General features: G+C 71.7%; 19 protein-coding genes and 1 tRNA gene. 11 read left to right on the forward strand and 9 right to left on the reverse strand.

Annotated features, from left to right (window positions below; translation table 11 throughout):
- Nucleotides 1-142 precede the first annotated feature (142 nt).
- The 6 genes from eno (at nt 143) to ABZZ38_RS12430 (ending at nt 6,735) form a co-directional block, all read left to right on the forward strand.
- Entirely contained in the window at nt 143-1,423 is a 1,281-nt protein-coding gene (gene eno, locus ABZZ38_RS12405) for a phosphopyruvate hydratase (protein ID WP_356738558.1), read from the forward strand.
- A 102-nt stretch (nt 1,424-1,525) separates the two neighbouring features.
- Complete coding sequence (locus ABZZ38_RS12410; RefSeq protein ID WP_356738559.1) at nt 1,526-1,996, forward strand: septum formation initiator family protein; 471 nt, start codon at nt 1,526-1,528, stop codon at nt 1,994-1,996.
- Between the two features lie 13 nt (nt 1,997-2,009).
- Nucleotides 2,010-2,546 carry a DUF501 domain-containing protein gene (locus ABZZ38_RS12415; RefSeq protein WP_356738561.1) on the forward strand — a complete coding sequence of 179 codons (537 nt, stop codon included), beginning with the start codon at nt 2,010-2,012 and terminating at the stop codon, nt 2,544-2,546.
- The gene (locus ABZZ38_RS12420) at nt 2,543-3,463 is read left to right on the forward strand and encodes a Ppx/GppA phosphatase family protein (protein ID WP_356738563.1); all 921 of its coding nucleotides are present in this window, start codon (nt 2,543-2,545) and stop codon (nt 3,461-3,463) included. The genes ABZZ38_RS12415 and ABZZ38_RS12420 overlap by 4 nt, the downstream gene beginning before the upstream one ends.
- 370 nt (nt 3,464-3,833) lie before the next feature.
- Complete coding sequence (locus ABZZ38_RS12425) at nt 3,834-5,216, forward strand: NAD(P)/FAD-dependent oxidoreductase (RefSeq protein ID WP_356738565.1); 1,383 nt, start codon at nt 3,834-3,836, stop codon at nt 5,214-5,216.
- Between the two features lie 214 nt (nt 5,217-5,430).
- Entirely contained in the window at nt 5,431-6,735 is a 1,305-nt protein-coding gene (locus tag ABZZ38_RS12430) for a cyclopropane-fatty-acyl-phospholipid synthase family protein (protein ID WP_356738567.1), read from the forward strand.
- A gap of 109 nt (nt 6,736-6,844) precedes the next feature.
- On the opposite strand, the gene ABZZ38_RS12435 is transcribed toward ABZZ38_RS12430, so the two are convergent.
- Together ABZZ38_RS12435 and ABZZ38_RS12440 are read right to left on the reverse strand one after the other, a co-directional pair.
- Nucleotides 6,845-9,373 carry an FtsX-like permease family protein gene (locus tag ABZZ38_RS12435; protein ID WP_356738569.1) on the reverse strand — a complete coding sequence of 843 codons (2,529 nt, stop codon included), beginning with the start codon at nt 9,371-9,373 and terminating at the stop codon, nt 6,845-6,847.
- A 94-nt stretch (nt 9,374-9,467) separates the two neighbouring features.
- On the reverse strand, nt 9,468-10,241 hold the full coding sequence (locus tag ABZZ38_RS12440; RefSeq protein ID WP_356738571.1) for an ABC transporter ATP-binding protein: 774 nt from the start codon (nt 10,239-10,241) through the stop codon (nt 9,468-9,470).
- Between the two features lie 388 nt (nt 10,242-10,629).
- On the opposite strand from ABZZ38_RS12440, the gene ABZZ38_RS12445 reads away from it, so the two are divergent.
- A tRNA-Leu gene (locus tag ABZZ38_RS12445) sits at nt 10,630-10,714 on the forward strand.
- Between the two features lie 137 nt (nt 10,715-10,851).
- Nucleotides 10,852-11,733 (forward strand): Bax inhibitor-1/YccA family protein, encoded by an 882-nt coding sequence (locus ABZZ38_RS12450; RefSeq protein WP_356738573.1) that lies wholly within the window; start codon nt 10,852-10,854, stop codon nt 11,731-11,733.
- Between the two features lie 67 nt (nt 11,734-11,800).
- Here ABZZ38_RS12450 and ABZZ38_RS12455 read toward each other — a convergent pair whose 3' ends face one another.
- Entirely contained in the window at nt 11,801-12,031 is a 231-nt protein-coding gene (locus ABZZ38_RS12455; protein WP_356738575.1) for a DUF4287 domain-containing protein, read from the reverse strand.
- Nucleotides 12,032-12,130: 99 nt separating this feature from the next.
- On the opposite strand from ABZZ38_RS12455, the gene ABZZ38_RS12460 reads away from it, so the two are divergent.
- The gene (locus ABZZ38_RS12460; protein WP_356738577.1) at nt 12,131-12,451 is read left to right on the forward strand and encodes a hypothetical protein; all 321 of its coding nucleotides are present in this window, start codon (nt 12,131-12,133) and stop codon (nt 12,449-12,451) included.
- A 26-nt stretch (nt 12,452-12,477) separates the two neighbouring features.
- On the opposite strand, the gene ABZZ38_RS12465 is transcribed toward ABZZ38_RS12460, so the two are convergent.
- The 3 genes from ABZZ38_RS12465 to ABZZ38_RS12475 form a co-directional block, all read right to left on the reverse strand.
- The gene (locus ABZZ38_RS12465) at nt 12,478-13,332 is read right to left on the reverse strand and encodes a hypothetical protein (RefSeq protein ID WP_356738579.1); all 855 of its coding nucleotides are present in this window, start codon (nt 13,330-13,332) and stop codon (nt 12,478-12,480) included.
- Nucleotides 13,333-13,792: 460 nt separating this feature from the next.
- On the reverse strand, nt 13,793-15,013 hold the full coding sequence (locus tag ABZZ38_RS12470) for an acetyl-CoA C-acetyltransferase (RefSeq protein WP_356738581.1): 1,221 nt from the start codon (nt 15,011-15,013) through the stop codon (nt 13,793-13,795).
- 231 nt (nt 15,014-15,244) lie between these two features.
- Nucleotides 15,245-16,243 carry an SGNH/GDSL hydrolase family protein gene (locus tag ABZZ38_RS12475; RefSeq protein ID WP_356738583.1) on the reverse strand — a complete coding sequence of 333 codons (999 nt, stop codon included), beginning with the start codon at nt 16,241-16,243 and terminating at the stop codon, nt 15,245-15,247.
- 105 nt (nt 16,244-16,348) lie between these two features.
- Between ABZZ38_RS12475 and ABZZ38_RS12480 the strand changes: the two genes are divergently transcribed.
- Both ABZZ38_RS12480 and ABZZ38_RS12485 read left to right on the forward strand, forming a co-directional pair.
- Complete coding sequence (locus ABZZ38_RS12480) at nt 16,349-17,734, forward strand: cystathionine beta-synthase (protein ID WP_356738584.1); 1,386 nt, start codon at nt 16,349-16,351, stop codon at nt 17,732-17,734.
- Nucleotides 17,735-18,203: 469 nt separating this feature from the next.
- Nucleotides 18,204-19,040 carry a MurR/RpiR family transcriptional regulator gene (locus ABZZ38_RS12485; RefSeq protein WP_356738586.1) on the forward strand — a complete coding sequence of 279 codons (837 nt, stop codon included), beginning with the start codon at nt 18,204-18,206 and terminating at the stop codon, nt 19,038-19,040.
- Between the two features lie 184 nt (nt 19,041-19,224).
- Here the strand turns inward: ABZZ38_RS12485 and ABZZ38_RS12490 are convergent, their stop codons facing one another.
- From ABZZ38_RS12490 to ABZZ38_RS12500, 3 genes are read right to left on the reverse strand one after another with little or no spacing between them, the layout of a single operon-like run.
- Nucleotides 19,225-19,599, reverse strand: a complete 375-nt coding sequence (locus ABZZ38_RS12490) for a hypothetical protein (RefSeq protein ID WP_356738588.1) — start codon at nt 19,597-19,599, stop codon at nt 19,225-19,227.
- A 7-nt stretch (nt 19,600-19,606) separates the two neighbouring features.
- On the reverse strand, nt 19,607-20,092 hold the full coding sequence (locus ABZZ38_RS12495) for a roadblock/LC7 domain-containing protein (protein ID WP_356738696.1): 486 nt from the start codon (nt 20,090-20,092) through the stop codon (nt 19,607-19,609).
- Nucleotides 20,093-20,108: 16 nt separating this feature from the next.
- Nucleotides 20,109-20,891 carry a transcriptional regulator gene (locus tag ABZZ38_RS12500; protein ID WP_356738698.1) on the reverse strand — a complete coding sequence of 261 codons (783 nt, stop codon included), beginning with the start codon at nt 20,889-20,891 and terminating at the stop codon, nt 20,109-20,111.
- Nucleotides 20,892-20,911 lie beyond the last annotated feature (20 nt).

Below are 20,911 nucleotides of genomic sequence, written 5' to 3' on the forward strand. Positions count from 1 at the left end.
GGCCTCCGGGTCCTTTTTCGTCCCACGGGGCGGGCGTCGGCCGGCCCCGGCCCCGCGGCCGGTTAGGCTCTTGCCGCAAGGCCGAAGAGACCCTGCACCCGCATGCGTCACATTTTGCGTCACATCCCAGAAGGAGATGCTCGTGCCGTCCATCGACGTCGTCGTAGCCCGGGAAATCCTGGACTCCCGAGGCAACCCCACGGTCGAGGTCGAGGTCGGCCTCGACGACGGCAGCACCGGCCGTGCTGCCGTACCGTCCGGTGCCTCCACCGGTGCGTTCGAGGCCCTCGAGCTCCGCGACGGTGACCAGGACCGCTACCTCGGCAAGGGTGTCGAGAAGGCCGTCCTCGCCGTCATCGAGCAGATCGGCCCGGAGCTCGTCGGCTACGACGCCACCGAGCAGCGGCTGATCGACCAGGCGATGTTCGACCTGGACGCCACCCCGGACAAGTCGTCGCTCGGCGCCAACGCCATCCTCGGCGTCTCCCTCGCCGTCGCGCACGCCGCCTCCGAGGCGTCCGACCTGCCGCTCTTCCGCTACCTGGGCGGCCCGAACGCGCACCTGCTGCCCGTTCCGATGATGAACATCCTGAACGGCGGCTCGCACGCCGACTCCAACGTGGACATCCAGGAGTTCATGATCGCCCCGATCGGCGCGGAGTCCTTCTCCGAGGCCCTGCGCTGGGGCGCCGAGGTCTACCACACCCTGAAGAAGGTCCTGAAGGAGAAGGGCCTCTCCACGGGTCTGGGCGACGAGGGCGGCTTCGCCCCGAACCTGGAGTCCAACCGCGCGGCCCTCGACCTCATCCTCGAGGCCATCAAGAAGGCCGGCTACGCCCCGGGCAAGGACATCGCGCTCGCGCTCGACGTCGCCGCGTCCGAGTTCTACAAGGACGGCTCGTACGAGTTCGAGGGCAAGTCCCGCTCGGCCGCCGAGATGACCGAGTACTACGCGGAGCTCGTCGACGCGTACCCGCTGGTCTCCATCGAGGACCCGCTGTTCGAGGACGACTGGGACGGCTGGAAGACCATCACCGAGAAGCTGGGCGCCCGGGTGCAGCTGGTCGGCGACGACCTGTTCGTCACCAACCCGGAGCGCCTGGCCCGCGGCATCGAGGAGGGCGCCGCCAACGCGCTGCTCGTCAAGGTCAACCAGATCGGTTCGCTGACCGAGACCCTGGACGCCGTCGAGCTGGCCCAGCGCAACGGCTTCAAGTGCATGATGTCGCACCGCTCCGGCGAGACCGAGGACGTCACCATCGCCGACCTGGCCGTCGCCACCAACTGCGGCCAGATCAAGACCGGCGCCCCGGCCCGCTCCGAGCGCGTCGCCAAGTACAACCAGCTGCTGCGCATCGAGGAGATCCTCGACGACGCCGCGGTGTACGCGGGCCGCTCCGCGTTCCCGCGCTTCAAGGGCTGATCATCTCCGCGCCGGTCCTCCGTACCGGCCTCCGTACGTCCCCGGCCACGGTCCCGTACCGTGTCCGGGGACGTACGTGCGTAGGAGAGGGAGGCGGAAGCGATGGCCCGGGACCGGTTCTCCACCGCGACCAGGCTGCGGCTGCTCGGCGAGCAGACCGCCGCCCGCGTCTACCGCTCCCAGAGCCGCCGTCACGACCGGCGTTCCCGGCTCACCGGCCGCGCGGCCTTCCTCGCCCTGATCGTCTGTTCCATGGTGGTCGCCCTGGCGTACCCGATGCGCCAGTGGGTCTCCCAGCAGAGCGAGATCGCCGAGCAGGAGCGGCTGGCGACCGAGGCGGGCGAGCGGGTCGAGGAGCTGCGCGACGAGAAGGCACGGCTCCAGGACGACGCGTACATCCGTCGCCTCGCCCGCGAACACCTGCACTACGTACGCCCGGGGGAGACCGGTTACACGGTCATCGACCCCGACGCGGTGCGAGAGCGCCGCACCGACCAGGGCGCGGCCGACCGCCCCTGGTACTCCAACCTCTGGGACGGCGTGGACACCGCCGACCGCACCGACCGCAAGTAGAACCAAGGCAGGCATGGAAACGCCCCCTCCGCAGACCGAACGCACCGAGCCCACCGAGGCGGACGTCGCGGCGTTCAAGGAACAGCTCGGCCGCCCGCCGCGCGGCCTGCGCGCCATCGCGCACCGCTGCCCGTGCGGCAACCCGGACGTGGTGGAGACCGCGCCACGGCTCCCCGACGGCACTCCGTTCCCGACGACGTACTACCTCACCTGCCCGCGCGCGGCCTCCGCGATCGGGACGCTGGAGGCGAACGGCGTCATGAAGGAGATGACCGAGCGGCTCGCGTCCGACCCGGAGCTGGCCGCCGCCTACCGGGCCGCGCACGAGGACTACATCGCGCGCCGGGACGCCATCGAGGTGCTGGAGGGCTTCCCCAGCGCCGGTGGCATGCCGGACCGTGTGAAGTGCCTGCACGTGCTGGTGGGCCACTCGCTGGCCGCCGGGCCTGGGGTGAACCCGCTGGGCGACGAGGCCCTCGCGATGCTGCCCGAGTGGTGGGCCAAGGGCCCCTGTGTGACGCCCTGCTCCCCCGAGGAGGGCGAGAAGTGACCCGGGTCGCGGCCATCGACTGCGGTACGAACTCCATCCGCCTGCTCGTCGCCGACATCGACCCCGCGACCGGTGAAGTCACCGACCTGGACCGGCGGATGACGATCGTCCGCCTCGGCCAGGGCGTCGACAGGACCGGCCGGCTCGCCCCCGAGGCGCTGGAGCGGACCTTCGCGGCGTGCCGCGAGTACGCCGACGTCATCAAGGAGTACGGGGCGGAAAGGCTCCGCTTCGTGGCGACGTCCGCCTCGCGCGACGCCGAGAACCGCGACGACTTCGTGCGCGGCGTGCGGGACGTCCTGGGCGTGGAGCCCGAGGTCATCACCGGTGACCGGGAGGCGGAGTTCTCCTTCACCGGGGCGACCAGGGAGCTGGACGGCGCCGCCGCGGGGGAGTACCTGGTGGTGGACATCGGCGGCGGCTCCACGGAGTTCGTGGTCGGGACGGCGCACGCGCGCGCCGCGCGGTCGGTCGACATCGGCTGTGTACGCCTGACCGAGCGTCATGTGCGCAGCGATCCGCCGTCCGGGGCCGAGGTCGCGGCGATCCGGGCGGACATCGAGGCCGCGCTGGACCTGGCGGAGGAGACCGTTCCGCTGCGCGAGGCGGAGACGCTCGTCGGGCTGGCCGGGTCCGTGACGACGGTGGCCGCCATCGCGCTGGGGCTGGACGCGTACGACTCGGCGGCGATCCACCGCTCCCGCATCCCCTACGAGCGGGTCGCCGAGGTGACCGCGCGGCTGGTGGCGTCGACCCACGACGAGCGGTCGGCGATCCCCGTGATGCACCCGGGCCGGGTGGACGTCATCGTCTCCGGGGCCCTGGTGCTCCAGGCGATCATGGAGCGGATCGGGGCTCGGGAGGTCGTCGTCTCGGAACACGACATTCTGGACGGAATCGCCCTGTCGCTGGTCTGACGGGGGTCCGGCCGGCCCCCGGCCGGACAGCCCGTCGGAAAAGTTCGTGAAGTTCTTCACAAGGAAAAGGGCCCTGAGCGGGGTCACGGAGGCCGTTCCGGCCCCCCGGAGACCTCATCGGGGCCCTTTCGCGCACCGCTGAGCGCTTGTTCACCTGTGTTTCGTAGGTGTGAACTCCGGGGCGGTCCACCGTTACAAGGTGGTCGCTCTCCCAGTTCACGGGCGGTGAGGAACGTCTTCCGTTACACCGTGGTTCCCCCGCCGCGCCATGACCTCGGTCACGTGGGCGGCGCAGTGTAGCAGAGGTCCCCCAAGAGCTTGTGAAGGGGCGCACGAGCGACCCCCCTCCGGCGGGTGGATACTCGATGGCATGAGCACCACGGAGCGTCCCAGGATCCTCGTAGTAGGCGGTGGGTACGTAGGCCTGTACGCAGCTCGGCGCATTCTCAAGAAGATGCGCTACGGCGAGGCGACCGTCACGGTCGTCGACCCCCGGTCGTACATGACCTACCAGCCCTTCCTGCCCGAAGCCGCCGCCGGCAGCATCTCGCCCCGGCACGTCGTCGTCCCGCTGCGACGCGTGCTGCCCAAGGCCGAGGTGCTCACCGGTCGGGTCACCACCATCGACCAGGACCGCAAGGTCGCCACGATCGCGCCGCTCGTCGGCGAGGCGTACGAGCTGCCGTTCGACTACCTGGTCATCGCGATGGGCGCGGTCTCCCGCACCTTCCCGATCCCCGGCCTCGCCGAGCAGGGCATCGGCATGAAGGGCATCGAGGAGGCCATCGGCCTGCGCAACCACGTCCTCGAGCAGCTCGACAAGGCCGACTCGACCACCGATGAGGAGGTCCGCCGCAAGGCGCTGACCTTCGTCTTCGTGGGCGGCGGCTTCGCCGGCGCGGAGACCATCGGCGAGGTCGAGGACCTGGCCCGCGACGCCGCGAAGTACTACAAGAACGTGAAGCGCGAGGACATGCGCTTCATCCTGGTGGACGCCGCGGACAAGATCCTGCCCGAGGTCGGCCCCAAGCTGGGCCAGTACGGCAAGGAGCACCTGGAGGGCCGTGGGGTCGAGGTCTACCTCTCCACCTCCATGGACTCCTGCGTCGACGGCCACGTGGTGCTGAAGAACGGCCTGGAGGTCGACTCCAACACCATCGTCTGGACCGCCGGTGTCAAGCCGAACCCGGCGCTCGCCCGCTTCGGTCTCCCGCTCGGCCCGCGCGGCCACGTGGACTGCGACGCCACCCTCCAGGTCAAGGGCACCGACTACATCTGGGCCGCCGGCGACAACGCCCAGGTCCCGGACCTCGTCGGCCGCAAGGCCGGCAACGAGAACGCCTGGTGCCCGCCGAACGCCCAGCACGCGCTGCGCCAGGCCCGTGTCCTCGGCGACAACGTGATCTCCGGCATGCGGGGCTTCCCGCAGAAGGAGTACAGCCACGCCAACAAGGGCGCGGTCGCCGGCCTCGGCCTGCACAAGGGCGTCGCGATGATCGTCATGGGCAAGATGAAGATCAAGCTCAAGGGCCGTCTCGCCTGGTACATGCACCGCGGCTACCACGGCATGGCGATGCCGACCTGGAACCGCAAGATCCGCGTCTTCGCGGACTGGACGCTCGCGATGTTCCTCAAGCGCGAGGTCGTCTCGCTCGGCGCGATCGAGTCGCCGCGCGAGGAGTTCTACGAGGCCGCCAAGCCGGCCCCGCAGACCTCGTCCTCGGCGTCGCCCCAGAAGGCCAAGGCTTCCTGACGCCCGCTCAGCCCTGAGCCCCGGCCCGTTCCGGGGCTCACCGAGGGACCGTCCGCCATCCGTGGTGCGGACGGTCCCTTCGCGTTTTTGCCCGCCCATTAGGTCGTTTCGGGACTGCGACGGCCACTGTCGGTGTTTACGTGGTGACAAGCATGTCGAGGAATCCGTCCCCGCGCTTCCGCGAGCGGGGGACCCGTTCACGGAGGTGTGCACCATGGCCGACGCCGCGTCGCGGCTCACCACTCTCGCCGAGGACCTGCTGGGTGTCGCGTTGCCGGTCCGGATCCGGGCCTGGGACGGGAGCGAGGCGGGCCCCCCGGACAGCCCCGTGTTCGTCCTGCGCAGCCGGCGCGCCCTGCGGCGGCTGCTGTGGAAGCCGGGCGAGCTCGGGCTCGCACGGGCCTGGGTCGCCGGAGAGCTGGAGGTGGAGGGCGACCTGTACGAGGCCCTCGACCGCATCGCCACGCTGATCTGGGAGCGGGGCGCCGACGCGAAGGACCGCGTGCCCTTCGTACGCGACCCGGCCTTGCGTGCCGCCGGCCGTGAGCTCGTGAAGATCGCCGGCCCCTGGCCGCCGCCCCCGCCGCCCGCCGAGGAGGTCCGCCGGCGCACCGGCCCGCTGCACACCAAGCGGCGCGACAAGGAGGCCATCAGCCACCACTACGACGTCGGCAACGACTTCTACGCGCTGGTGCTCGGCCCGTCGATGGTCTACTCCTGCGCGTACTGGACCGAGGGCTCCACGCTGGAGGAGGCCCAGCGCGACAAACTGGACCTCATCTGCCGCAAGCTGGCCCTGAAGGAGGGCGACCGGCTCCTCGACGTCGGCTGCGGCTGGGGCTCCATGGCCATCCACGCCGCTCGCGAGTACGGCGCCCGCGTGGTCGGCGTGACCCTCTCCGCCGAGCAGGCCGCCTTCGCCCGCAAGCGCATCGCCGACGAGGGACTCACCGACCGGATCGAGATCCGCGTCCAGGACTACCGGGACGTCAGCGACGGGCCGTACGACGCCATCTCGTCCATCGGCATGGCCGAACACGTCGGTGCCGTCCGCTACCGCGACTACGCGGACGATCTGTACGCCCTCCTCAAGCCGGGCGGGCGGCTGCTGAACCACCAGATCTCGCGCCGCCCCGAGCCGGACGAGACGGCGTACCGCATCGACGAGTTCATCGACAGGTACGTTTTCCCCGACGGGGAGCTGGCGCCCGTCGGCCGCACCACCGCCACCCTGGAGGACGCCGGGTTCGAGGTGCGGGACGTCGAGGCCATCCGCGAGCACTACGCGCTGACCCTGCGCCAGTGGGTGGCCAACCTGGAGACCCACTGGGCCGAGGCCAAGCGCCTGACCTCACCCGGCCGCGCCCGGGTCTGGCGGCTCTACATGGCCGCGTCCGCCGTCTCCTTCGAGCGCAACCGGATCGGCGTCAACCAGGTCCTCGCCGTGAAGACCCCGGAGGACGGCCACTCCGGGGTGCCACTGCGCCCGAGAGTGTGGAGCGAGCGCGCGGACGGCTGATGCGCCGAGAACCGGTACGCCGAGAACCGGTACGCCGAGGGCCGGGCTCCCGTGAACGGGAACCCGGCCCCTGCCCGGTCCGGCGTGCCCGGCCGGTCGGCTGCTTCGGCTACTCGGCCTTGATGGCGTTGAGCATGTTCAGCCTCGCCGCGCTGCGCGCCGGCCACATCGCGGCCAGCACGCCCACCAGGGCCGCCAGGATCAGGAAGATCCCGATCCGGTCCCACGGGATGACCAGCGCGTAGCCCGGCAGGCTCGACTTGATGGTCTGGCCGATCGCCCAGCCCAGGAACGAGCCGAGAGCGATGCCGACCACCGCGCCGAAGACCGAGATGACCACGGCCTCCAGCCGCACCATCCGCTTGACCCGGCGGCGGTCCAGGCCGATCGCCCGCAGCATGCCGATCTCCTGCTGCCGTTCGAAGACCGACATCGCCAGGGTGTTGACCACGCCGAGCACCGCGATGATGAGCGCCATCGCCAGCAGGCCGTACATGATGTTCAGCATCATGTTGATCATCCCGCCGAACTGGTCGCGGATGTCCTGCTTGTCCATCACACTGATCGCCGGGTTGTCCCCCAGCGCGTTGACCAGCGCCTTCTCGTTCGCCGCAGTCTGGCCGCCGTCCATCGTCACGAAGATCTGCGGGATGTACGGCTTCACCTCGTGCGGGTTGACGACCTTCGTGTCCACCAGCACCGGCGACAGGAACTCGCTGTCCTTGTAGACCGCGCCGACCGTCAGCGAGCCCTTCTTGTCGTCGCCGAACGTGACCGGCAGGGTCTCGCCGATCTTCCAGCCCCGCTTGGCGGCCGTCTTCTCGGCGACCGCGATCCGGCCCGCGCCGAGCGAGTCCAGCGAACCGTCCACCACCTCGACGTTGAGGACCCGCTCGATGTCGCCCGGCGTGATGGCCGAGGCCGCCACGAAGTCGCCGTCGACATCGAAGTACGCGGCCTGCTGCGGCGAGACCGCGGTGACTCCCGGCGCCTTCTCCAGCGCGGTCAGCGCGGACTGGTCGAGGTCGCCGCCGCCGGCCATCGCGACCATGTAGTCGGCCTTGATCTGGTCCGTGGTCATCTTGTCCAGCGCGGTGCCGACCGTGACGCCCAGCACCGACAGACCGGTGACCAGCGTCAGGCCGATGGCCAGCGCGGAGGCGGTGGCGCCGGTACGGCGCGGGTTGCGGACCGCGTTCTGCCCGGCCAGCTTGCCGGACACCCCGAAGGCGCGGAGCAGCAGCGGCCGTACGAGGGCGATCACCGGACGGGCCAGCAGCGGGATCAGCACGATCACGCCGACCAGCGCGAGGAACGCGCCACCCCCGATGAGCATCCGGCCGTCGGAGCCGGCCGCGGCGCCCGCCACGATCAGCGCCGCGCCGATGGCGGTGATGCCCGCGCCGATGGAGTTGCGCACGACCAGCGACTTGGTGGTGGCCACCGCGTGGACGCTGCTCATCGCCGCCACCGGCGGGATCTTCGCGGCGCGGCGGCCGGGCAGCCAGGCGGCGAACATGGTGATCAGAACGCCCACGCCCAGCGCGGCGAGCACCGGCGTCGTGCCGATGACGAGGGACCCGTCGGGGACCTTCATGCCGAACGCGGCCATCCCGGAGCGCAGGCCCACGGCCAGGCCGATACCGAGCGCCAGACCGACCACGGACGCGACCAGGCCGACCAGTCCGGCCTCGGCCAGCACCGAGCGGGTGATCTGCTTGCGGGAGGCGCCGACGGCGCGCATCAGCGCGAGCTCCTTGGTGCGCTGGGCGACCAGCATGGTGAAGGTGTTGGAGATCAGGAAGACGCCGACGAAGAGCGCGATGGCCGCGAAGCCCAGCAGCATCTGATTGAGGCTGCTCATGCCCTCCTCGATCTGCTTCGCCTGCTCTTCGGCGAGCGCGGCGCCCGTCTGGGCCCGGGCGTTGTCCGGGAGCAGCGGCTGGACCGCGTCGAGGATCCTCGCGTCGTCGGCGCCGGGCGCGGCGGTGACGGTCAGGTCCTTGAAGTAGCCCGGCTTCAGGTAGAGCTTCTGGGCGACGGAGGTGTCGAAGAGGACCAGGCTGCCACCGGCGCTGACGGCGCCGTCCTCGGTGGTGAAGACACCGGCGAGGGTGTACTCCTCGACCGGCCCGTTCGTGGCCACCCGCACCCGGTCGCCGACCTTGTACTCGCCCTTGGCGGCGGTGTCCTTGTCGAGCGCGATCTGGTCGTCCTTCACGGGGCCGGAGCCCTCGGTGAAGTCGTAGGCCGGGTCCTTGCCGTCCTTGCCGGGGGCGAAGTTGGCGCCCTTGTTGGACCAGCCGACGCCTATCAGCTTGCCGTCGGGGTCGGCGACGCCGGCGAAGCCGTCCACCCGTCCGGTGGCGGACGCCACCCCGTCCAGCTCGCCGACCTTGTCGAGGGTCCGCTGGGAGAGGCCGGGCTCCTGCTTGGTGTCGTTCTCGTCGGCGTAGGAGGTGACGGCGACGGCGACGTTGTCGTAGCTCTTGGCCGACTGGTTGCGGAAGGCGTTGGACAGGGTGTCGGTGAAGACCAGGGTGCCGGAGACGAAGGCGACGCCGAGCATGACGGCGAGCACGGTCATCAGCAGCCTGGCCTTGTGCGCGAGCACATTGCGCAAGGCGGTACGGAACATGAGGTGAGGTCCTGAGGTGGGTGTCCGGTGCGGTGCGGAGCCGCCGCACGGCGGGAAGGTCGAGGGCCGGTCCCCGGGGCGAGGCCCCGGCGGGTCAGCTGGTGCGGCCCTTGGTGTCGAACTCCTTCATGCGGTCCAGCACACCGTCCGCCGTCGGGTGGAGCATCTCGTCGACGATGCGGCCGTCGGCGAGGAAGACCACGCGGTCCGCGTACGAGGCGGCCACCGGGTCGTGGGTGACCATCACGACCGTCTGGCCGAGTTCGCGCACGGAGTTGCGCAGGAAGCCCAGCACCTCGGCGCCCGAGCGGGAGTCCAGGTTTCCGGTCGGCTCGTCACCGAAGATGATCTCGGGGCGGGAGGCCAGCGCGCGGGCCACGGCGACGCGCTGCTGCTGGCCGCCGGAGAGCTGGCCGGGGCGGTGGGAGAGGCGGCCGGACAGGCCCACCATGTCGATGACCGTGCGCACCCACTCCTTGTCGGGCTTGCGGCCCGCGATGTCCATGGGGAGCGTGATGTTCTCGGCGGCCGTGAGCGTCGGCAGGAGGTTGAACGCCTGGAAGATGAAGCCGATCTTGTCGCGGCGCAACTGCGTGAGCTGCTTGTCCTTGAGGGAGCCGAGCTCGGTGTCCCCGATGCGTACCGAGCCGGAGCTGAAGCTGTCCAGGCCGGCCACGCAGTGCATCAGGGTCGACTTGCCGGAGCCCGACGGGCCCATGATCGCGGTGAACTCACCCTGCCGGAATTCCACGGTGACCCGGTCCAGGGCGACCACCTGGGTCTCGCCCTGTCCGTAGACCTTGGACAGATCCGTGGCGCGGGCGGCCACCGTGGCGGCGGCGCGGTGAGCGAGGGGGGTGGTGGTCACGAGGAGGGCTCCTGTCGGGGCGGTCGGTTCTTCGAATCGAGGACCCCTCCATCGTCATCGCCGCCGCCGCGCGGGACGTCCCTCCGCATGCCCGTTCCTGGGGCAGCCTGGAGTCGGACCGGGGGGTCCGCCCCTCCTCCTGAGGTATGACGCGGCCCCTGAGAGCGGATCCGGGCCGGAACCGTCCGCGCGCGGGCGGCGACTTTCCGTCATTCCCTTGGGGAGCTCTTTACCGCCGTGAACCCCGTGCCGCTGCGGCTCAACGCCCCCGACCTGGGCTGACGGACCCTCAAGCGCCAATAAAATAAGACAACATCGGGCCACTCTTCCGCTGTTCGGGGGAGGGGCCCCGGATAGGCTCATGTGCCAATGCGGAGCCGCGTGCCGCGCCCGGATGGTGGAATGCAGACACGGCGAGCTTAAACCTCGCTGGCCTTCGGGCCGTGCCGGTTCGAGTCCGGCTCCGGGCACCATGGACCACTACGCCGGGAGCGGTCCCACACCCCGGCTCGACGCGGGGCGAAAGATCCTCCCCGAGCACTAGGGTGTTTCTTTTGCGTTCCCATTACTCTTGTCTCAAGGCCGCGCACGGCGGCCATGGAGGAGTGAGATGAGGAGCAGCAACCCGGTCTTCTCGCGACGGGGGTTCAGCCGCGACAACGGCGGCTACGCGGGCTTCAACGCGCAGCAGCCGGCCGGGGGCCCCGCCGCTGGTACCAACCCGTACGCCCAGAACCCGTACGCGACCAACCCGTACGCCCCGCAGCAGGACGTCCAGCTCGGCGCCCCGCAGGCCCCGGCCCACCCGGGGGCCATGACCATCGACGACGTGGTGTCCCGCACGGCCATCACGCTCGGCACGGTGTTCGTCACGGCGACGCTCGCGTGGCTCCTGCTGCCCGTCGATCCGGCGAACCTCGGCTCGTCGTACGGCATCGCCATCGGCGCGGCCCTGGTGGCCTTCGTCTGCGCGATGATCCAGGCGTTCAAGCGGAAGGCGTCGCCCGCGCTGATCCTGGCGTACGCGGCGTTCGAGGGCGTCTTCCTCGGCGTCATCTCCAGCGCCGTCTCCACGTACGTCTCGGCGGGCGCCGTCCCGCAGGCGGTGCTCGGCACCATGTCGGTCTTCGCCGGCGTGCTCATCGCGTACAAGATGCGCTGGATCCGCGTCACCCGCCGCTTCTACGGCTTCGTGATGGCGGCGGCGATCGGCTTCGTGCTGCTGATGGCCGTGAACGCGCTGTTCGCCCTCTTCGGCGGCGGTGACGGCCTCGGCTTCCGCAGCGGCGGCCTCGGCATCATGTTCGGCGTCATCGGCATCATCCTCGGCGCGTGCTTCCTCGCCCTGGACTTCAAGCAGGTCGAGGACGGCATCACCTACGGCGCTCCGCGCGAGGAGTCGTGGCTGGCGGCCTTCGGCCTCACCATGACGCTGGTGTGGATCTACCTGGAGTTCCTGCGGCTGATCTCGATCCTGCAGGGCGACGACTGACGCCTCACGGCATGAGGAAGGCCCCCTCCCGGCGACCGCCGGGACGGGGCCTTCCCCCTTTGCGGGATCAGAGCAGTTTCCGCGCGGCACGGCGCAGGTCGTACTCATGGATGATCGCCTTGGCGTGCCCGTACGCGAGGTCGTGTTCGCCCCGGAGCCAGCTGACCTTCTCCTCGAAGCGGACGAGGGAGGGACCTTCCTCGACGGTGCGAAGCCAGTCGGCCACTTCACGACCGGTGCAGGCGGGAATGCGCGAGAGCAGATTTCGGTGGGTCTCTTCGGAGAAGACTTGGGACATCGGCGCCTCCGGACGCTGTGCGCGTGTGCTCCTTCACGTCACCGTGCCCGAGCGTGCGCGTATTGGCAACAGTGCCGCGGCGGCGCATAGGGTCGCGGTGTGGCTGACACGACTGAACTGACCGCCGCCGTCGAGCGCTTCGCCGACCGGTTGCGGACCGCCCCGCAGAGCCGGCTCCAGCGCGGCGCGGCGGCCGAAGGGCTGGAGCTGGCACGGGAGTTGGCTCTGCGGGCGCAGCGTCTGGAGGCGCCGGACACGGCGCCGCGGATCATGCCCGACGCGGGGGTCTTCGCCGTCGCGGACCAACTTGTGGTGGCCGGCAACGACCTGGCGGGGATTCTGCGAACGGCCTCCTCCGCCGCGGAGGTGGACGAGGTCGTGGGCCTGGTGCGGCGGGCCGCCGCCAGGGCGGGCCTGTAGCGGGCCGGTGCCGGGGGCCGGCCGGGCTACAGGGAGGCTATGACGCGGTCGGCGAGGATGTAGACGTTCTCGGCGCCCTCGCCGTCGCCGTACGAGAACGTCAGGGCGTACGCCCCGGAGACACCGGAGCCGCCCAGCAGGACCGGCGTATCGCCCTTGCGCAGCGCTTCCGCGAGGCGCTCGGCGGTCTCGCGGTGGCCGGGGGTCATGCACAGGGTCGTGCCGTCGGCGAAGACGTACACGTCGAGCGTGCCGAGGGGGCCGGGGCGTACGTCGGTGAGCGCCGTCCGCGTCTCCGCGAGCTCCTCCAGGCGGGCCACGGTCCGCTCGTGGTCGGTGACCACCGGCGTCTGGACCGGGACGAAGTCGGGGTGGGAGGGGTGGCGGCGGCGGGCGGCGGCCAGCTCGGGGGAGTCCTCGGGGAACTCGGGCAGCTCGTACTCGGCGGCGTACTCGGCGTACTCCGCCTCGCTGTCGTCCCTGTCGAGGTCCAGCGCCTCCAGGCCCACGAAGTCCGCCTGACGCGGCACGAAGAACGGCCCCTCGTCGGTGAGCCCGGCGAGGCCGCCGCCCAGCAGCGGCCCCGGGGCGTCGGCGGCGTCCCGCGCCTCCTGCGCGGCCCAGAAGGCCCGCGCCTCGGCCAGCTCCCGCTCCCGCTCCTCGGCGAGGGCCTCGGCGACGGCGGCGCGTATGTCGTCGGTGGTGGCACGCGCGTGGGGGACGGTGGGGGTGCGGCCCGCGCCGTCGTCCACGGCGGAGGCCAGCTCCGTGCGCAGGACGGTGATCTGCCGGCGCAGCCCGTGGGCGGCGTGCAGGGCAGCGGCGCCCACGGCCGTGGCGGTGGCCGTGGTCAGCAGCAGGGCGAGAGACATGGCGCTCACTGACTTACTCCCGGTTTCAATCGATCCCCCGCACTTCCTACATCAGCTTGTCGTGGACCCGCGCGTCCTGTCAGTGCATTACGTCACGAATTGGACAGTTCCTTGGTCCCTGGGCTTTCCCGGAATGTGGCGCTGACCTGCAAAAAGAATCTCCCCCGGGACATAGGTCACATCCTGGGGGAGATTCGGTCACGACTGGGACGCGGTGGGGTTGAGCCCGACTGGACCGTACCGGGCCGGTCGCTGTGCGTCAGCCCGGCTCAGCTCAGCCGCTCGCTTTTTTTGGTCGCGTTCCGCTTCGCTGCCGCTGCGGGCAGGTGCCGCCCTCGTTCCTCGGGTGACCCCTACCCTCCACTGCAGCTCAGCTCAGCCGCTCGCTTTTTGGTCGCGTTCCGCTTCGCTGCCGCTGCGGGCAGGTGTCGCCCTCGTTCCTCGGGTGACCCCTACCCTCCACTACAGCTCAGCTCAGCCGCTCGATGACCATGGCCATGCCCTGGCCGCCGCCGACGCACATCGTCTCCAGGCCGAACTGCTTGTCGTGGAACTGCAGGCCGTTGATCAGCGTGCCGGTGATCCGGGCGCCGGTCATGCCGAAGGGGTGGCCGACGGCGATGGCGCCGCCGTTGACGTTCAGCTTCTCCAGCGGGATGTCCAGGTCCCGGTAGGACGGGATGACCTGGGCGGCGAACGCCTCGTTGATCTCGACGAGGTCGATGTCGCCGATGGTCAGCCCGGCGCGCCGGAGCGCCTGCTTGCTGGCCTCGACCGGCCCGTACCCCATGATCTCCGGGGAGAGGCCGGAGACACCGGTGGAGACGATGCGGGCGAGCGGGGTCAGGCCCAGCTCCCGCGCCTTGGTGTCGGACATGATGACGAGCGCGGCGGCGCCGTCGTTGAGCGGGCAGCAGTTGGCGGCGGTGACGAGGCCGTCGGGGCGGAAGACCGGCTTCAGGCCCTGCACGCCATCGAGCGTGACCCCGGCGCGCGGGCCGTCGTCCTTGGCGACGACGGTGCCGTCGGGCGTGGTGACCGGGGTGATCTCGCGCTCCCAGAAGCCGTTCTTGATGGCTTCCTCGGCGAGGTTCTGGGACCGTACGCCGAACTCGTCCATGTCCTGGCGGGTCACGCCCTTGAGGCGCGCCAGGTTCTCGGCGGTCTGGCCCATCGCGATGTACGCGTCGGGGAGCAGGCCGTCCTCGCGCGGGTCGTGCCAGTCGGCGCCCTCCTGCTCCGCGCGGGCGGCGGTGCGGGCCTCGGCCTCGGCGAAGACCGGGTTGTGCGTGTCGGGGAGGCCGTCGCTCGTGCCCTTCACGGAGCGGGACACCATCTCGACGCCGGCGGAGATGAAGACGTCGCCCTCGCCCGCCTTGATGGCGTGCAGGGCCATGCGGGACGTCTGGAGGGACGAGGAGCAGTAGCGGGTGACGGTGCAGCCGGGCAGGTGGTCCATGCCCATCTGCACGGCGACGATCCGGCCGAGGTTGTGGCCCTGCTCGCCGCCGGGCAGGCCGCAGCCCAGCATCAGGTCGTCGATGTCACGGGGGTCGAGCTCGGGCACCTTGGCGAGCGCGGCCTGGATGATCGTGGCGGTCAGGTCGTCCGGCCGCAGGTCCTTCAGCGAGCCCTTGAAGGCCCGGCCGATCGGGGAACGGGCGGCGGAGACGATCACGGCTTCGGGCATCAGGACTCCATGGGGCGAGGGGAGGGCGGGACCGACTGAGAGGGAAGTTACCTGTACGTATCGCGAAAGGTCACCGGGCGGGGCGTGTGACGAGCACCGCATTTCTAAGCGCTCGCTCAGGTGGGGGAGGCTTGCTTTCTCCCCACCCGGCCCCTTCCCGAAACCGGCGTTCCCACCCCGTACCCCGGCGGTCGGCCGGCCCGCCCCGGGGCCGGCCGGCCGCGAGGGCCGTCAGGCGTGGTGGTCCGGGGACGGGGCGGGGTCCGGGACCGGGGGGAGGCGACGGCGGCGGCGGTGCTTGAGCAGCGCCCACGGCGCCCGTGCCCCGGTGACCTCCGTACCCGCCTCCTCCGCGGCCTCCGCCGCCGCCTGCGCGACCGGCAGCATGCCCTCGTGGCGGTCCGCCTCCAGGCGGTCCTCCTCCGGCCAGACGCCCAGCACGGCGCACACCGTCGGCAGCACCGCCATCGCCGCCGTGGCGTAGCCCTCCGCCGACGGGTGGTAGTTGTCCACGCCGAACATCTCGCGCGGGTTCGCCGCGAACTCCGGGCCCAGGAGGTCGCCCAGCGACACCGTACGGCCGCCCTGCTCGACGACCACGATCGTCTGCGCCGCCGCGAGCTGGCGCGACGCCCGCCGGGCCAGCCAGCGCAGCGGCTGGTAGACCGGCTCGATCGTGCCCAGGTCGGGGCAGGTGCCGACCACCACCTCGGCGCCGGCCGTACGCAGGCGGCGCACCGACGCCGCCAGGTACCGCACCGACTGCGTGGGCGGCATCCGGTGCGTCACGTCGTTCGCGCCGATCATGATCACGCACGCGTCGGGGACGCGCCCCGGGTGCGCCAGCAACAGCGCCACCTGGCGTTCCAGGTCGTCGGAGCGCGCGCCCGGCAGCGCGACGTTACGGAGCTCCACCGGGCGCTCCGCGACGGCGGCCAGCCCCGAGGCGAGCAGCGCGCCCGGCGTCTGGCCCGCCCGCCGCACCCCCTGCCCCGCCGCCGTCGAATCCCCCAGAAGGGCGAACCGGATCGGCTCCGCACCCGCGAAGCCCCGGCCGTACAGCCCGTCCGCGGCCGGCGGCAGCGGCGCCACCCCGCCGCCCACCGAGCGCTTCGCCAGCTGCATCTCCGCCAGCAGCACCCCTACCGCGGCCGCGCCGAGCAGCCCGATGCCCCCGCCGCCGTACGCCGCACCCGCGGCGATCCGTCGTGCCACCCTCGCCCTCGACATAGGGGCAGCCACCTCCTCGAAGCCGTACAAGAGCTAAGTGCCCCGTAACCACCTCGGACTACGCATACGCTGGCTGGACCCATTCGGAGACCCCGGAGAGCTACCGTGCAATTCCACGACTCGATGATCAGCCTCGTCGGCAACACCCCGCTGGTGAAGCTCAACAGTGTGACCGCGGGCCTGCAGGCCACCGTCCTGGCCAAGGTCGAGTACTTCAATCCGGGCGGTTCGGTCAAGGACCGCATCGCCGTGCGCATGATCGAGGCGGCCGAGCAGAGCGGCGCCCTCAAGCCCGGCGGCACCATCGTCGAGCCCACGTCCGGCAACACGGGCGTCGGCCTCGCCATCGTGGCCCAGCAGAAGGGCTACAAGTGCATCTTCGTCTGCCCGGACAAGGTCTCGACCGACAAGATCAACGTCCTGCGGGCCTACGGTGCCGAGGTCGTCGTCTGCCCGACGGCGGTCGACCCCGAGCACCCCGACTCGTACTACAACGTCTCCGACCGGCTCGTCCGTGAGACGCCCGGGGCCTGGAAGCCGGACCAGTACTCGAACCCGAACAACCCGCGCTCGCATTACGAGACCACCGGTCCCGAGCTGTGGGAGCAGACCGACGGGAAGATCACCCACTTCGTCGCCGGTGTCGGCACCGGTGGCACCATCACCGGCACCGGCCGCTACCTGAAGGAAGTCAGCGGCGGCAAGGTCCGGATCATCGGCGCCGACCCGGAGGGCTCCGTCTACTCGGGCGGCTCCGGGCGCCCCTACCTCGTCGAGGGCGTCGGCGAGGACTTCTGGCCCACCGCGTACGACCGGACGGTCACGGACGAGATCATCGCCGTGTCCGACAAGGACTCCTTCCAGATGACGCGCCGCCTCGCCAAGGAGGAGGGCCTCCTCGTGGGCGGCTCCTGCGGCATGGCCGTCGTCGCCGCGCTGCGCGCCGCCGAGGGGCTCGGCCCGGACGACGTGGTGGTCGTCCTGCTGCCGGACAGCGGCAAGGGCTACCTGTCCAAGATCTTCAACGACGAGTGGATGGCGGACTACGGCTTCCTGGAGGAGGCCGGCCCGTCCGCGAGCGTCGGGGACGTCCTGCGCCACAAGGAGGGCGACATCCCCAAGCTGGTCCACATGCACCCCGAGGAGACGGTCGGCGAGGCCATCGACGTCCTGCGCGAGTACGGCGTCTCGCAGATGCCGATCGTCAAGCCGGGCGCCGGCCACCCCGACGTCATGGCCGCCGAGGTCGTCGGTTCCGTCGTCGAACGCGAGCTGCTGGACGCCCTGTTCACCAAGCGCGCCTCCCTCGACGACCCGCTCGACAAGCACATGAGCGCGCCGCTGCCGCAGGTCGGCTCCGGCGAACCGGTCGCCGACCTGATGGCGGTGCTCGGCACGGCCGACGCGGCCATCGTGCTGGTCGAGGGCAAGCCGACCGGCGTGGTGAGCCGTCAGGACCTGCTCGCCTTCCTCGCGCGCGACGCCAAGTGACCGCGCGGCGGGTGCGCTTCGCGAAAACGGTACGAGCACGTCATGCGGAGGCAGCACCCGCTTAACACGGCACGTGCACTGTTGTCCTTGTCGGCGTCAGGAACTTCCGGAGCGGCTCCCGGACCTCCATGAACGCCGCGGACGCGGAGACCGGCCCTGACCCGGGCCCGTGTCCCACGCGGGGACCGCCGTCGTCCCGCCCCCCGGCAACGGGGGTGCGGCGGTCCCCGCCCTGTTTTTTCGCGCGCGGTGGGGTGCGATGGACGCGGGAGGCGCCGGCGTCTCGTCCCGCCGGCCCGCTTCCGCGCCGCCCGGTTCTCCCGGAGCTCGGGTCACGGGCTGCCACGGTCGGTACGGTACGGAGCGCAGGCCGTGCCGTCGGCGGGTGTTCCCACGACTCGGCTTGCCCGGCCTGCATACAGTCATGCAGAGTGCTGGGTGAGTGAATAGGACGAGGGGGACGGGGACCATGAGCGACAGCCCGGCGGCGCGGCTGCAGGCGCTCTTCGAGGGGCACCGGCTGACCCCGACGCAGCGCAGGATCGCCCACTGGATGGTGCGGCGCGCCGCCGACGTGCCGTTCCTGTCGAGCGTGGAGCTCGCCGAGCTGGCCGGCGTGAGCCAGCCGTCCGTCACCCGCTTCGCGGTGGCGCTCGGGTTCGACGGCTACCCAGCGCTGCGCAAGCACCTGCGCGAGGTGGCGCCCGCCCAGCCCGCCCCGAGCGGCTCGGCGTTCAACGAGTACCAGCAGGCCGTCCACGCCGAGATCGAGAACCTGCGCCACCTCTCCGAGCTGCTCGCCGACCCGGCGCCCGTCGAGCGGGCCGGGCGGCTGCTCGCCGCCTCCCGGCCGCTGCCCGTGCTGGGGCTGCGCGCCGCCTCCTCGCAGGCGCGGGGCTTCGCCTACTTCGCGGCCAAGGTCCACCCGGACGTACGGCTGCTGGACGAGGGCGGCACGATGCTCGCCGACCGGATCGACGGCGCGGTGCGCGCCGGTGCCACGGCGCTGCTGTGCTTCGCGCTGCCGCGGCACCCGAAGGAGGTCGTGGAGGCCCTCGCGTACGGCAGGCGGGTGGGGCTGACGGTGGTGACGGTCGCGGACTCGGCGTTCGCGCCGGTGGCCAGGCAGAGCGACCTGCTGCTGCCCGCCGCGGTCGGCACCGGGCTCGCCTTCGACACGGCCTGCGCGCCGATGATGCTGGGGCGGGTGCTGCTGGAGGCGATGTGCGACGAACTCCCCGACGCCCAGGCGCGGCTGGAGGACTTCGACGCGGGGGCGGCGGCGCGCGGCCTGTTCGTGGAGTAGCCCCCGCCCGCCGGACGGCGGCCGGGCCGCCGGGAGCGTACCGGGGAGACCCCGCTGTGGGCGCGTACCGACCGGCTCGGCAAGGGGCCCGCCGGCAAGCCCGTCGAGGCGTACCGGACGACGGGCTTCGCGGCGGGTGACGCCGCGCCCGGCGGGGCGCGGCGCCGACGGTCCGGGCGGGGTTTCAGACCTCGAGTTCGGCCTCGATGCGGCGCAGTTGGTGGCGCGCCATCGCCAGGTTGGCCCGCTCCTTGTCCAGCGCCAGGTAGAGGAACAGCCCGGCCGTGCCACGGCTCTTGAGCAGCCGGATCAGGTGGTACTGCCCGCCCAGGGTGATGAGGATGTCCTCGATCTCGTCCTTGAGGCCGAGCATCTCCATGGTGCGCACCTTGGCGCGGACGACGTCGGTGTTGCCGGCCGCGGCGACCTGGAGGTCGAGGTCCTTCCCGCCGCCGACGGTGCCCAGGGCCATGCCGCTGGAGTAGTCGACGAGGGCGGCGCCCAGGGCACCGTCGATCGCGGTGATGGCTTCCTTGAGGGCGGCTTCGGCGTTGGCCATGGTCTGCTCACGCTTCCTTCGGTCTGTGGGACGGAACGGGCGGTACGGGGAGTGGGGCAGGGGCGCGTCGTTCGAGGGCGCCGTCGACCAGCGCGCCGATGCGGGCGCTGGAGCGGCGGGCCTCCAGGTGCAGCCGGCCGACGTTGACCCGGGGCTCCGCGAGGAGGGTGAGGACGGCGGAGCCGCCCGCCGCGTACGTCGCGACGTAGCCGTCCTCGCCCCGGAGCAGGAGCTCGCGGAAACCGCCCTGGCCGGTCGCGTCGGTGAGCCGCACGGCGACGCCGAGCGCGGCGGCCGTGAGGGCGGCGACGCCCTCCGCGACGCCGTGGTCAGCGGTGTCATGGGCCAGCACCAGGCCGTCGGCGCTGGCCGCGAGGGCTCCGGTCAGCTGCGGGACCCGGGCCCGCAGGCGTCTGAGCTCACCGAGCACTTCGGCTTCGGCCGCCGTCATCAGCTGTCTCCTCTCGGCGCGCTGTCGCAGGGCGCGCCTCATGAGCGCGTACGGGTCGTCACAGGTGTGCCTCCAGTGCGTCACGGAGCCGGCGGAGCAGGGCGATGTCCGGGTCGGGCGCGATGCCGGCGACCCAGGCGGGGACCGGCGGCGGCGCGGTCGGTGCGTCGGATGCCCGTTCGGCGCCGCCGGGTGCGCCGGGGGCCGGCTCGGGCGGGGTCGCGACGAGCCCGGCCGCGGCCAGCCGGCGCACGTCCAGCACGGTGTGGAAGGCGGGGCGGCCCAGCGCCCGGGCGAGGTCGGGCGGGGTACGGGCTCCGTCGGCGTGCGCGAGCAGTTCGCGCTGCCGGGTGGTGAGGGTCTGGCCGGGAGCCGGCGGGCGGGGCACCACGGGCGCGGAGTCGACGGCCGGGTAGGGCCACACCTCGTCCAGCAGGTGGCGGCGGCGCGCGGTCTCGCGCCAGACCTCCGCCACGGACACCGGCCGCACCGGGCCGAACCAGTGCTCGACCCCGTACCGGAAGCGCGTCGGCCCGCTGCCGGGTGTCAGGGCGAAGAACGCCGCGTCGAACAGGGCGGCGAGGTGGCAGATCTCCAGCTCGCCGTCGCCGATGCGCCCGCTGTCCACGAGGTACCGGCCGACCTCGCGCCGGACACCGGCGTGGGCCACGGCCTCCGTCCAGCCGTCGCGGGGCAGCCGCCCGGCGGTCGTGAGCAGGACGTCGAGGCCGGGGGCGACGGGGGACTCGGCGTGCACGATCCGTCCGTCGAGGAGGTACAGGGTGCCGTGGTCGCGCAGCAGGGCGCCGGTGGCCCGTTCGTCGGCGAGGCGCAGCAGCATGGGGGAGGAGACGGTGCCGG

It is taken from the genome of Streptomyces sp. NPDC006368 (genome assembly GCF_040612535.1).
Taxonomy (GTDB): Bacteria; Actinomycetota; Actinomycetes; order Streptomycetales; family Streptomycetaceae; genus Streptomyces.